At 62.1% G+C, this 13,200-nt stretch carries 9 protein-coding genes; 2 read left to right on the top strand and 7 right to left on the bottom strand.

Annotated elements, in window-relative coordinates:
* Positions 1-371 precede the first annotated feature (371 nt).
* Both ACZYZ5_RS01150 and ACZYZ5_RS01145 read left to right on the top strand, forming a co-directional pair.
* Positions 372-2,255: a DNA/RNA non-specific endonuclease gene (locus tag ACZYZ5_RS01150; RefSeq protein ID WP_463898596.1), complete on the top strand. Its 1,884-nt coding sequence runs from the start codon at positions 372-374 to the stop codon at positions 2,253-2,255.
* 10 nt (positions 2,256-2,265) lie between these two features.
* Positions 2,266-2,397, top strand: coding sequence for a hypothetical protein (locus ACZYZ5_RS01145; RefSeq protein ID WP_463898594.1), 132 nt, complete (start codon positions 2,266-2,268; stop codon positions 2,395-2,397).
* Positions 2,398-3,119: 722 nt separating this feature from the next.
* Here the strand turns inward: ACZYZ5_RS01145 and ACZYZ5_RS01140 are convergent.
* From ACZYZ5_RS01140 to ACZYZ5_RS01110, 7 genes are all read right to left on the bottom strand, one after another.
* Positions 3,120-3,629 (bottom strand): hypothetical protein, encoded by a 510-nt coding sequence (locus ACZYZ5_RS01140; RefSeq protein ID WP_463898593.1) that lies wholly within the window; start codon positions 3,627-3,629, stop codon positions 3,120-3,122.
* A 541-nt stretch (positions 3,630-4,170) separates the two neighbouring features.
* Positions 4,171-4,416 carry a hypothetical protein gene (locus tag ACZYZ5_RS01135; protein WP_463898592.1) on the bottom strand — a complete coding sequence of 82 codons (246 nt, stop codon included), beginning with the start codon at positions 4,414-4,416 and terminating at the stop codon, positions 4,171-4,173.
* Positions 4,417-4,449: 33 nt separating this feature from the next.
* Positions 4,450-4,608, bottom strand: coding sequence for a hypothetical protein (locus ACZYZ5_RS01130; RefSeq protein WP_463898590.1), 159 nt, complete (start codon positions 4,606-4,608; stop codon positions 4,450-4,452).
* Positions 4,609-5,599: 991 nt separating this feature from the next.
* The gene (locus ACZYZ5_RS01125; RefSeq protein WP_463898589.1) at positions 5,600-6,316 is read right to left on the bottom strand and encodes a hypothetical protein; all 717 of its coding nucleotides are present in this window, start codon (positions 6,314-6,316) and stop codon (positions 5,600-5,602) included.
* 134 nt (positions 6,317-6,450) lie between these two features.
* Positions 6,451-7,629, bottom strand: coding sequence for a diaminopropionate ammonia-lyase (locus ACZYZ5_RS01120; RefSeq protein WP_463898588.1), 1,179 nt, complete (start codon positions 7,627-7,629; stop codon positions 6,451-6,453).
* Between the two features lie 7 nt (positions 7,630-7,636).
* Positions 7,637-11,713, bottom strand: coding sequence for a Pls/PosA family non-ribosomal peptide synthetase (locus ACZYZ5_RS01115; RefSeq protein ID WP_463898587.1), 4,077 nt, complete (start codon positions 11,711-11,713; stop codon positions 7,637-7,639).
* A 30-nt stretch (positions 11,714-11,743) separates the two neighbouring features.
* A complete protein-coding gene (locus ACZYZ5_RS01110) occupies positions 11,744-13,183 on the bottom strand; it encodes an aspartate kinase (protein ID WP_463898757.1) in 1,440 nt (479 codons plus the stop codon).
* Positions 13,184-13,200: the final 17 nt, after the last annotated feature.

The raw sequence follows: 13,200 nt of genomic DNA, 5'->3' as shown, positions 1-13,200 counted from the left end.
TTGCGCGGCCGGGACGGGCGGTATCCACGGTGCCCGACTGGCTGAGCGCCTCGAGGGATTGCCGCAGGTCGATAACGCTCCGGTAACAGGCAGGTTGTTAGCCTGCGCCCACAAGTCCCAACGGAGACACCTTATGCAGCGTCCACAGCGACGTCCGAAGGATCGTCCTGCAATTTCGGACACAGGGCGATGTTTAGGCGGCGAAAGGCGAACGTTCGAGGAGCAGACCAATGGCAATACCGGAAGATGTGATCACCGCAACCCAGGCGCGGTTCCAGGCACGGCAGGGCTCACGGGCGGGCACGGAAGAAAAGATCGCGGCGGCACGTACCTCGCAGGGAAGTATCCTCGACGTGGACGCACCGGAACGCGTGGAGCTGCGCACCCGGCGGGTCCTGCGTCAGCCGGTGGTCATGGACGCGCTAGGGGCGACTGCCGACACCTCACCGTCGGCAGGGGACAAGGTGCGGGATAATCACGCGCTGGAGCGGATAATCGGCGGAAATAACCTTCTTGGCATCGCGTTCCTGGAACTGGGCATGGCGGTCTCGCGCAGTGTGGGCCGGGTCATAGTCCGCGACCGGTTCCAAGTCCGCTCTTTAGGCACTGGATTCATGATCTCGCCGCGCTTGGCCCTGACGAACAACCACGTGCTGCCCGATGCACAGTCCGCCCGCTTCTCCCGGTTGGAATTCAACTTTCAGAACGGTGTCAGCGGCCTTCCTCTGACGACATCGCAGTTCGATCTGGAACCGGATACCTTTTTCCAGACCGACGCCGACCTTGATGTCACCATCGTCGCCGTCTCAGCAAAGTCACGGCCCGACGGAACCACAGCATCAGCGCCGCTGGCTGGCTTCGGCTTCAACCGCACCTCCAAGGACCAGGGCAAGATCCTGCTTGGCGAATCCATCAACATCATTCAGCACCCGGAAGGTCAGGAGAAACAGCTGGCGCTGCAGCAAAACGAACTCATCGACCGCTTCGACCAATTCCTGCACTACCGCACCGACACATCACCGGGCTCTTCCGGTTCACCGCTCTACAACAACCAGTGGGAAATCCTCGGCCTTCATCACTCCGGGGTGCCCGCCCGCAACGCTGCAGGAGACATCCTGACCGTGGACGGCACCGTGTGGGACGAGACGCAGGACGAGCTGAGAATCCAGTGGATAGCCAATGAGGGCATCCGCATCAGCAGCATTCTGATCTGGCTCGGCAAGGCCGCCGGCGGCTTAAACGCTGAGGAACGGAACCTGCTTGAGGAGGCTCTGAACCCGCCCTCCCCGCCAGCCGCACCGCAACACCCGGACGAGCAACAGCAGGACCGGATTCGGACACAACCCATTGAGGCACATCCCGCCGATTCCGCGGACGGAGGGGTTTCGCTCACCATTCCCCTGCACATCACAGTCCGGCTCGGCGCGGTGCAGCCGGCACAACCACCAACTGAGGCGTCCGCAGACCAAACGCAGAATGCGGTTTTTATCACCGGCGGCGCAGCGGCCGAAGAGGCCGTGGCGATAGATCCCGATTACCCAGGCAGGACAGGATACGACCCTGACTTCCTGGACACACGTGTACCCCTACCAGCCCTGACGGCCGAACAGCGTGCGGATGCGGCCCGGAACCGCCACGCAGCCGACGGGCAGGACCCAACGGTGCTGAACTACCACCACTTCAGTCTCGTGATGCAGCGCAGGAGGCGCCTGGCTCTCTACACCGCCGTGAACGTCGACGGCAAACTCAGCCAGTCACCCAAGCGTGATCGGGACAGGTGGTACTTCGACCCTCGCCTTGATCAGTCCGAGCAGACCGGTGAGGATCTTTATGCGGACAACGACTTTGACCGCGGGCACCTCGTCCGCCGCCTGGATCCGGCCTGGGGTCCGGACAATGTCGCACGCGCAGCCAATGATGACACTTTCCATTTCACCAACTGCTCCCCCCAGCACAAGAAATTCAACCAAGGAGCATCGCTCTGGGCCGGCCTTGAAGACTACCTGCTGGACACTGCGAAAGCCGAAAAGCTTCGGCTCACGGTGTTCACCGGCCCGGCATTCACCGCCAGCGACCCGGAGTTCCGGGGAATACACATCCCCCTGGCATTCTGGAAAATACCGGTGTTCAGGCGGCCGGACGGCAGCCACTCGGCTAGCGCCTACATGATCAGCCAGCACGAGTTAGTTAAGGACATGCTCAGGGAAGCCTTCACACCGGCTACCTTCCCAGGTCCCGGTCCGCAGGATCACTGAACTAACCGGCTTGGACTTCGCATACCTGTTCGACTGGGACCCCATGAACAACGAATTCGCGCCCCTCCCCAAGGCACAGGAAGCACTGGCCGCATCCACCCCAGCCCGTGAACTCCACACCTTCGATGACCTGCAGCTATAACCGACGGCCTGGCCGCAAGCCGCCGGACGGCACGAACCAGGACGCTTCCGATGAGTACCCCGAGTGAGCGGGACGATCACCCGCGATACGACATGGAACAAGGCACAACGCCCGTACCAGGGCCGACCCTCACTCGACGTCATGCGGCTCTCCCATGTCCGTCTGTCTCTCGGTCTTGCAAGGCGTCCGCACCACACCCTTGTCCATTGTCGCTGCCTCGCGGTCAGGGCCAATCGGGTGACGCAACGGGGCATCATCTTCGTGATCGTGCGGCCTGAATAGGTGCACTTCAGAGATACCGCCTCTTAACGGAGGATGCATGTGACGCTCGCGCGCCCAAATCCAGTCGGGCTGGTCCGGTTCCTCCGGCCGTCAGGAGTCTTTGTGCAATGCACCCTTCTCCGTGCTAATGCTGCGCGCGGACAACTATCTGAAGGTCCTCAAGGTCCGCGACGAAGTCTCGATCAAGGTCGAACCCACACTCATGGTCCCCGTTCAGATCGACGATCACATTTCTTTCCCATCGCAAGGCTCCTTTCGTTGAGGCTGGAGGTGGGAGAGATCCGGCGGCGGGTGGTCATCGATGCTCCCCACACCGCAGGGCGGCATTGTCCATGCCCTGAGGCGGCCAGCCGCGCCCTGCCGGGTCGGCAGTCGGAGGTAACGGCGAGTGTGGCCGCCGGTATCCAGCAGCCACACTGTGGAGCTCTTTGTCTCCAGGATTACTTCAGCATCCACACGTCGGTGGTGTAATCCTGCCGGCCATCCGCTGGGGTGAAATCGGTATTGACCCATACCCGCAGGTACGTGCGGCCGTTGTACTGGTAGGGCCTGACCCACACGCTCTTGGTCGCCCAGCTGTGCGTGTAGGTGGCACTCTCCCATCCGCCGTTCTCGGCGTAGGTCCGCCGCGCCCCCCAATCGCAGTCGGTCGGGTGGCACTTTCCGAACACCCGGATGGAGCCCGCGGGATAGACGCAGTGGCCACTCGTATCGCACAGTGCCTGGTCTGCGCAGCCCCAGTCGAGCACCACTTTGGTGACTGAGTTGGTGTTGGGGTCGATGTTCTTCCAGGTACCGTCTGCCTGGCCGGAGCCGCTACAGAGGGCATGGGCAGGTGCCGCCGTCAGCGTGCCGCCGATAAATACGAAGGCGAAGGCAGCAATCATCATGGCAATCAGGGCGGCGGTGGCGGACCGGCCCGTCCGTTGCCGCAAGGTGTTCATGAACATGGGGAGTTCTCCTGGTGTAGGTGTCTGGTAATTTTGGCGGGTTTGGTGCACGGACCCGGTCCTTGCAGACCGGATCCCCTCAACCGTCACTCCCATGATCCGTACGGGCGGAGGCTGGGCGCTTCCGTGCCAGCACGGATTCTTGGCCGCACTGAGGTGTTTCAAGGACATGAGACAGTCGCTTGGTCTTTTCAGGGTTTAGGCAGCTGCCGGAAGTCGGCTGCTGCCGGTCTGGACGCGGGCCATCGCGGTGGCTGGCGGTAGCCCGGCATTGTTGCTGTGTGGGCGCCAGCGGTTGTAGGACACCTCGAGGTAGCGCGTGACGCCACGCCGGGCTGACTGCCTCGTGGCGAAGCTGTGGTGATGGCAGAACTCGTTCTTCGGGGATCGCGTCGGGCTGGAGGTTCCCGCGGTCCCTGGCCATTTTCAGCGCACAGGTCATCAGGGAGGCTTGCATACGGTCAGCATCGCCCAGCCGACGGCACATCCATTGAATAGGAAAATTGCCCGTCCTTCGCCTGAACAAGACGGTAGAGATCCTCTACCGTTGTTCTTTGGTGAAGAACGCGGAAACCTTTCCCAGGAAATCGTTCTCCCTCTCGACCTCCCGCAGCCGGGCCTCCGGTGCCCTGAACTTCGCGGCATCTATCGGGTCCTCGGGCTTGTCACCCGCGCCGGCCGCAGCATCACGGTGCAGCTGCCCCCGCCGCTTCAGCGCCCTGACGGGGACGCCGACTTCGGTGGCGAGAGACGTCGGTGACCGGCCGGACGAAATCATCGGATGCACGGGAGATCGTTCCTGCCAGGACCCGGCACGGCCTCAGGGCGGTGACAGGGCGACCTGAACCGTGCTCTCTCCCTGCGGAAACTTGATGCGCAGCACCGAATCCCGGGTGTCCGCCAGAACGGTGAAACTGACGTCGCCGGACTTGCTTGAATCGCCTGCGACAAGGTCGTTGAGGCCGGAGTCGGGGGACACACTGACGCCGCCTGCGTTCAGCCTGAACGTGGAGTCCCAAAAGTTAACGTCGTACCTTCCATGGTTGGAGCATCTGACCGAGAAAGTCAGGGTGATCTTCCCGGCGACGTCGGGCCGGACGTGCGCGTCGAGAATCTCATATTCGACGTCGTCGGCCGGTACTTACGCTCGGCCGGCAGCGATACCGCCCACCCTGTTCCGTTACCCGGCGTCGGGTTACTGGGCGCTGACGCCGGACTGCCCGGCTGCGAGGACCCAGCGCCGATGGGTGAGCCGGAGGCGGTGACGGGCATGTCGGCGTCGAATACTCCGAGTTGGCCCAACCCGAGCAATAGTCCGGTCACTGCGGTGATCACCGCCGCCGCGGCAGTCAGAAGACCGGGCAACGTGGCCCACCAGTTTGTGGGTTTTTCGTCTGCCATCTCGTTCCCCCTCGGGTCCCGTACCGGAGCATGCTGGCGATACATCAATACTCCAGCCGATACGTCCGCAAGCGCCAGACTGCCGCCGGTCCAGGCAAGGGCTGATCTTGTCCGGTCGGCCCGACCCGGATGCAAGACGTTGTTGCAATCCCGCGTCGTTTTCGTCCGGGATAGTCGAGAACTAAGCCATTGTGACGGCAGCCGATTTAGGCGGTCGTTGCAACGGTACATGTATCCGTCCGTGGCGAAGCAAGTCTAATCAGCTGCTCCAACGGGCTCTGCCCGCCCAAGACTTCATGTGGCCGTCTATTGCGTTGGTTCGCGACCGAGGCGAGGTTTCTGGCGGCATGGGCCGACCGATATGACGGTGTTGTCTTACGCAGTTATGGAATCGGCGAGGCGACGCATTTGACCTCACTGCACACGCGAATGACCCGGGATGTGGACATTTCAGTAGCTGAGAGGCAGATTCTTGACGTCGTCGGGAGTCTCCGGTCGATCCAGAAGCGTGGGCGTGGTATCGGTCATCGTGCGGTAGGTACGTACCCACCGATCGTCGCTGCGGCCGGTCAGGCTGCACCGACGAGCTCCGCTAAGACCCTCCGCGTCTTGGATTCCGGGCTTTCGTCGATTGTAAGTCCATGGGCCCGGAGCGCTGCCTCGAGCCGCAACTGCTGTTGTTCCACCCTGGACTCGGACCGGATAGATACCTCCAGAAAATCAACGGTTCCCACAGTCCACCGTTCGATGTTTGTCTCTAGCCCTCCGACCGCAACGTTTTTCCACTTCGTCGCCATAACAGGCCCGAGTGGAGTCAGCCCGGCAAAGGCTATCCGCAGGTCGCCGCATGCGCGAAGGAACCGCTGCTGCTGCCCGTCGAAGAGAATGTCGGGATCCGCCCCTTCCATAATCACTGCGTCGATCAGGCCGCGGTCAAGTTCCAGGACAGCTGAAGCTGCTAAAGTCCGGCGCTGCCCCGTCCAGTCTGCTTCGACCCTGTATTTGAAGTTGTTCCCTGTGTTGACACTGTTGGCCCACTCCGATGTCAGCTGTGTTCGGCGGCAAGGGCGCAATTTGATGGTCGATTCATCGAATTCTCCGCTTCGCAGCCGAAGTACCACCCCTGCAGCAAACAGCGGCAGCGCCGGCTCGAGGCCGGGGGTCAGATCCTCCAGAAACCAGATCTGACGTTCTGAACCGCCGTCGAGGCCCAATGCAGTCAACGCGTCCGCAACGGATCGGGCCAAATTGACCTTGATTTCAACGGGATAATTGATCTCTGGCATTCGAGATCCTTTCCCCAACTGGCAGGCAGGAGGAGTCTGGGGGTACACGGCCGAATTCGCCGCGCCCGGAACGGTCTTCCGAGTGGATTCACATTGTCGCGGCCCGCGCGTTACAGCGGCATTACACCAGCCAGTTATCCCGGTGCCACCGGTACGGGCAGGGCTGGCCGGGCCTGCCATGGAGTCGCTTGCGGGTACGATCCAGCCGCCTCCGGCGATTCGGTAGCGACGAACAGAAGCCCGGAGTCGGAACTGAGGCCGAGATGCTGCTTGATCGGGTTGGCGAACGAACCCGTCAACCCGGCCAGGACACCGGCGAGACCGGCGGCGCCGCTGGGACCTGTCTCGATCCCGCTGGTACGCAGATCCGCCACCGCGGCCAAGGCTGCGGAATCGTCGATGGCAAGGCAGCAGCCCACACCGGCGCGGAGAATGGGAAACGCTGTCAGTGACACCGTGCCGCATTGCAGCACGGCCATCGCCGTGTCCTGGTCCGCGCCGACGGTTTTCGGCTCCCCGGCCGCCAGCGACGTGAAGACGCAGGCCGCGTTTTCGGGTTCAGTGACGATGACCTGTACTGGACTGGCCCTACGGATCGTCCGGGCCCAATTCGTGGCCGCCGCCGCCAAGCCGCCGACACCAGCCTGGACGCCCACGGCGTCTATCCGGTCTTGACCGGAAACCGTCAGCTGCTCCTCCGCCTCGACGAAGGCAGTGGTGTAGCCATCAGACACCGCCCTCGGAATGACGTCGGATTCGGCGCGCGCCGTATCACTGATGAGCAGCAAGCCGGATCTCTCGGATGCGCTAAGGGCCGCGTCCACCGCGGCGTCGTAGCTGCCGTCGATGACTACCAACTCAGCTCCTTCATTCTCAATGGCCCGGCGACGCGATTCTGTCACGAAATTGGGCACATAGATCCGGGCGCGCAGCCCAAACCAGCTCGCAACCCGGGCGACCGCCCGGCCGTGGTTGCCGTCCGTGGCGGCGACCAGTGTTGTTGAGTGCACCGGCGCTGCCCAGGATTGGAGCGTGGCCAGGGTCAACGGGCCGTCGGAAATCGGCCCGAGCCGCTCGCGCAGAGCGACGTAGCTCGCCCACGACGCCCCCAGGATCTTGAAAGACGGCAGGTCGAAACGCGACGTTTCGTTCTTGATCACGACCCTCGCAACTCCGAGCTTGGCGGCGAGCCGCGGTGCCTCGACCAGCGGCGTGATCCCGTAGCCTGGCAGGCGGCGATGAAAATCAATGGGCCGTTCCGCGCCGTCCGGGCTGTGCGCATAGTCGGCTGCCTCTCTGAGAAGGACGCGCATCGCAGGCCTACTCGACCGCGCCGGCGAGGACAGTCGACCGGTTGCTGACCGTTCGTGCCGGGTTGCCTTGCCAAGTGGAGTCCTCTTCGACTGTTTCGCCCTTCATCACGAACGAGTTCTGCTCGATCACGACGTAGTCGCCCAGCGTGATGTCGTAGTGCAGGTTAGCCGCAATGCCCAGCGTGCACCCCTCCCCCAGCGTCACCCGACCGGATTTGAAGACTCCCTCTTCGAGTGAATGGGGTTGAATCACGCAATGCGAGTTCAGGTTGGCATGGTCACCGATCTCGATCATGGTGTACTCATCGAAACTTGTACCGTCGTCGAACACCATCTTGCCCAGGCGGACGCCTTCCATGCGTGACAGGAGATTCTTGAAAGGTGTTCCAGCGAAGATGGGCGTAATGGCCCAGAGCGTGGCCAGTTTCCAGGTCCGCTCGTGGAACCAGAAATACCTGTTGAGGAGCGGAACGATCTGGGGCGTCAACCGGCCAAATTTCAGGGCGCCCCTTTCAGCGAACCACATCCACAGGATGCTGGTGATGAAGGCGATGCCGCCCAGGACGAACGTCCCCACGATGCCGAAATAGGGAAAGAGTGCGACGGCGGCCAGCACGAACGTGGCGTCGATGAAGAGCACAAACCAGGCGTTTAGTAGATAGAGTGTCGCGCTGATGAGGTCATAGCGGTTCTTGGCGTGCAGTTGCCGGGCACGAGTGACATCGTCCATCTGGGACATTTCGAGATCTCTGGCTGTGGCGCGGGGGATTTCGAAGGCCGGGGACCCGAGCAGCCCCGTGTTTTCCCGAAGGGGCCCGTCGATAGGAGTCAGTGCCTTGGTGCCCAGGAGGACGTTATCACCAACGGTGGCATTGGCCGGGAAATGAAGATAGTTGCCAAGATAGTTGCGCTCCCCGACCCGCACTGTGCTGAGTTTGAATGCGTTGCTGGACATGGTCTCGTTAATCATCTTCAGGCCTCCTGAGACCATGGTTCCGGTGCCAATGTCGCACAGGAACGGGTTCTCGTGCCGCTGGCCCATGCCAAAATTGGAACCGGTCTGAATGATGGTGTTCATGCGGTAGCCAAGCCAGCGCACATAGTGGACGGCGGCAGAGCTGTCGCCAAACAGCCGGTTGTAGAAGCCGGAGTTGCTGATCCTGACGATCCAGGTGTGAATGAAGTAGTGGAAGCCATAGAGGACGTATGTTCGGTCTGCGGTCAGCAGCAGGTTTAGTAGGCGGGGAATCACGCCGATGCCCAGCAACCCAAGCACTGTCCCCACCGCAAACGGGACGATCGAATCGACAAGCATCAGGCCGAGCGTTGCGATCAGGTCGCCTCTGCCGGTGAATGCAGCTTCTATACTTTCGACGTACACCATAAGCGCGGGGAACGCAGCGTACACGGCCACCATCGGCGCCGCCCCGACAACCAGTCCGGCCATCATCGAAGTCAAGGCATAGGCCCATCGGCGGACTGGCGTGCACTTTCGTGCATCGATAACGCAGTAATCCGCAGCGGTTTCCACGGCCGGGGTGCCGTGAAAGTGTTTGCCGCGTGCGATCTGCTGACCTTCCTGCAGGGATGAAGCGAAGCCCAGCTGGGTGTCGTCTTCCATCACGGTGTTGATATCCACGACGGCGGCCTCGCCGATGAACGCGTTGTTACCGATGCGGATGGGCCCGATATGAATGTAGTTCGACCGGGCCATGTAGCCCTGGACAATCGAGTCCTTCTCCAGGATGGTGCCGGACCCTATGGAGAGCAGGTCCGTGGTCACGGGGAGGGTGGACTGGATCACGGTGTCGGCGCCGATTTTCGCGCCGAGAAGGCGGAGGTAGACGTTCCGGATTGGACCGTCCGCCAGAGCCATGGGGGCGAGGCGCACAGCCGTCTTGACGACCCAGAAGCGGAAATATCTCATGCTCCAGACAGGGATGGCCTCCGGCTTCCACCGGCCGATGAGCAGCCACTTGAGTCCGACCGGAATTAGGCTGAGCACCACGAAGACTCCTAGGGCGAACACCACTACCCGGACATAAGCCGCAATCAAATCCGGCATTGCGGCGTAGGACCAGAAGATGCCGGTGATCAGCAGCCACAGAACGAACGCGGACCAGGCGAGATAACCGATCAACTGCAGGGCACCGCACCGCCAGTAGTCCCACCGCGAGGGGACATGGAAATCCTCGCGGTTTGACGCAGCCATCGTCTCCTCCGGACCCTCGATGGTGAGGGTGTCGACGTGCGCGGCGAGCTCTTCAATGGTGGGGTTGAGGTACATATCGCGAATTGAGATGGCGGGTACGTCCATCCGCTGGCGGATGCCGCCGGCGAATTTGGCCATCAGCAGCGAGTGTGCACCAAGGTCTTGGAAGAAGTTGTCACCGACCGAGACGTGGTCGAGTTTCATCACTTCCTTCAACACCCCGGCCAAAGCCTTCTCCGTGTTGGTCCGCGGTGCTGTTCCGGTGCTGCTGGAGACGGAGAAGCGGGGACCCTTCGGTGCCGGCAGTGCCTTGCGGTCGGCCTTGTTGTTGGCCGTCATGGGTATGAAGGCCAACTCTTCCAGATAGCCGGGAACCATATATGGCGGAAGATGACGCCGCAGGTTTTCTGCAACCTCGCTCTGGGAGGGCTCGGGAGCTCCTCGTTTGCGCGTGTAGTACGCCACCAGCTCAGTGCTCCCCGACTCAATCTCCTGCGGGTGTACCACGGCCTGGGCGATTTGGGGCGTTTGGGCCAAAACAGCCTCGATCTCCCCGAGTTCAATGCGGTAACCGCGGAGTTTGACCTGGGTGTCGAGGCGGCCATGGAACTCGAGCTCGCCGTCGTCGCGGATGCGCCCGTAATCGCCCGTCCGATAGATGCGGTGCGAAGGATTGCTGGGCAAGTTCAGGAAGTCCGCAATGAACTTCTGGTTTGTCAGCTCTTCCCTGTTGAGGTAGCCGCGGGCCAGCGAGATTCCGGCGATGCCGATCTCGCCGATCGTTCCTGGAGCGACCTCTGCGGGTTGGTGCTCATCGAGGATGACCACGGTATAAGTGGGGAGCGGGACACCAATGGTCACCGGCTCTCCCGGGACAAGGGTCTTCAGAGTTGAACTGACCGAGCACTCGGTCGGCCCGTACGCGTTCAGGATGCGCCGCCCCGGTCGGTGCCACTGGGCGACGAGGTTATGCGGCACCGCTTCCCCGGACAGCTGGATGATCCGCACGTCCGGCAGGTCCTCCTCGATCGTCGCCCACAACGTCGGGACGCAGGGCAGGATCGTGACGTGGTGCAGGCTCAGGAAGGCGTGCAGGTCCGCACCGAACAGGGCTGCCCCGGACTTGCCGGCAATCAGTGTCGCGCCATGCAGGAGTGGCGTCCACAGGTCTTCGACGTGGAAATCGAAGGCTAGAGTCATGCCCTGATAGCAGCGGTCATCCTGGGTGTAGCCGTAAACCTCGCCAGCTACCTTGACGAAGTTGCAGATCCCGGCGTGCTCGATCGCCACGCCTTTGGGTTTACCGGTTGTGCCGGACGTATAGATGATGTAGAAGAGCTGGTCTGATTCTGGCCCCGGTTTCTCGGTCCCCTCCAGGCGGGAGGCGGGCAGCGCATCAACAAGGGCGCTTACGGCGTCAAGATAAATGACGTTCACGGCGAATTCGGCGAGCTTACCCTCAAAGCGAGAGACTGAAATGATCGTCTCGAGTCCAGCATCGGCAATGATGTAGACGATGCGGTCGGACGGGAAGTTTTGGTCAAGAGGCACATAGGCGGCGCCAATTTTCATGATGGCCAGCAACGCCACGTACCCGTGGACGGACTTGTCGAACAGGACGCCGACGCGGTCGCCCGGCTGGACTCCCCGGTCAATCAGGTACCGCGCGGTCTGATTCGCCCGGTCGTCCAGTTGGTGGAACGTAAGCGCGGCATCCTCGGTGACGACCGCAAGGTGATCCTCGGGCACCGCATCGCAACGCTGCTCAAAGTAGTCATTAAGCCTTTCGCCAGACTTCCAACGAATCTTGTTATCGACGTCACGGGCGGGCGCGGAGAGTAGATCCCCGCGTGTTGCTAAGGTTTCGCTCATTTCAATTTCCTTCGTGCAAAGTTTTCAGTTTCACGCCGACTGGGCGTGCTCAATACTCGGAGTTGTTTCGGGTGTGTAGCCGGATCGTCCTCCCCCGGCCCACGGACTGGCCTGCTGCGGCGAAGCCATGGTGGTGCCCAGGAGTCTCTCCGGCACGCTGTCCCGTGGTGCCGCTTCGCTGTCCAATGCCAGACCAAAGGCCTGCCGAAGAACGCGGGCGGCGTCACCGAGTTGGCCGGCTCTCGTGACGGCAGCGACGCAGGTTTCCGATATTTCTGTCACCAGCATGTCAATTCCGGCGTGCGCCAGGGCGCTGAAGAATGAACCGAAGATTTCAGGTGAGGAGCGCATGCCGAGTCCGGTGAGGGATACCGTGCCGACGTCCTCGTGCTGAAGGTCCTGATAGCCAATGGCCGATCGGGCGGCACTCAGGGTTACGAGGGCGTCCGACGCCTGATGGGCAGGCAGAGTAAAGGTCAGATCGGACAATCCAGAGGTCCTTGCCCGGGCGTTTTGAACTATCGTTGCCGCCTTAAGCCCGGACGCTGCAAGTGCCTGGAAAACGACGGCGGCGGTCGCCGACTGTTCCGGTACGCCGGACACCGTGATCTTTGCAGTCGAATTCACACTGGATACTCCGGTAATTACAGCCTGCTCCCTGGCCGGTCCGCCCACGCGAATGCGGGCGGGGCCGGGCAGGATCAGCGTTCCGGAGTCTGGGACGAATGATGACCTCACATGAATCGGAACGCCGAAACGACGGGCGTACTCGACGCACCGCAGGTGCAGCACCTTGCTCCCGGAAGCTGCGAGTTCAAGCATCTCTTCGCTCGAGAGCACATCGATCTTCCGGGCCGCGGAGACGACGCGAGGGTCTGCGGTATAGACGCCGTCAACATCCGTGTAGATTTCACAGACGCCGGCGTCTAGTGCCGCCGCAATCGCAACAGCGGTGAGGTCCGAACCGCCCCTGCCCAGGGTGGTTACCTCTTTCGATTTGCGGGTCCTGCCCTGAAACCCGGCCACAATGGGGATTTCACCGCGCTCCAGGCACGCGCGCAGGCGGCTGGCTTTGACATGGGTGATGCGTGCTTTGCCATGGACATCATCAGTGATGATGCCAGCCCTGCTCCCAGTAAAAACCCGCGCGACTGCTCCTAGATCAGCGAGGGCGATGGCCAGCAGCGCTGCAGAAATGTTCTCACCCGTGCTCAGCAGGGCATCGAGTTCCCTGGGGCGGGGGCGGGCAGAAACGCTGGCAGCAAGGTCGCAGAGCTCATCGGTTGTGTCGCCCATCGCGGACACAACGCCCACGATGTGTTGTCCGGCCGCTCGGGACGCGGCGATCCGCTGCGCTACGCGGCGAATCCCCGCGGCGTCTGCCACGGACGAGCCACCGAATTTTTGCACGATGAGACCGTCGAGGGAAACTGGCCGACCCGTCCCCGCCCCGGCGTGGGGAGTCGCCAACCGGAGCGGCCCTGCTG

Source organism: Pseudarthrobacter ribosi (assembly GCF_055412865.1).
The sequence above is the reverse complement of the archived record's forward strand: the minus strand, read 5'-3'. Positions and strand labels throughout refer to the sequence as shown.

Excerpts from the sequence above, each read along its gene's own strand:
- ACZYZ5_RS01115 (WP_463898587.1), bottom strand. The coding sequence starts at position 11,713 with ATGAGCGAAACCTTAGCAACACGCGGGGATCTACTCTCCGCGCCCGCC.
- ACZYZ5_RS01140 (WP_463898593.1), bottom strand. The coding sequence starts at position 3,629 with ATGTTCATGAACACCTTGCGGCAACGGACGGGCCGGTCCGCCACCGCC.
- ACZYZ5_RS01125 (WP_463898589.1), bottom strand. The coding sequence starts at position 6,316 with ATGCCAGAGATCAATTATCCCGTTGAAATCAAGGTCAATTTGGCCCGA.
- ACZYZ5_RS01120 (WP_463898588.1), bottom strand. The coding sequence starts at position 7,629 with ATGCGCGTCCTTCTCAGAGAGGCAGCCGACTATGCGCACAGCCCGGAC.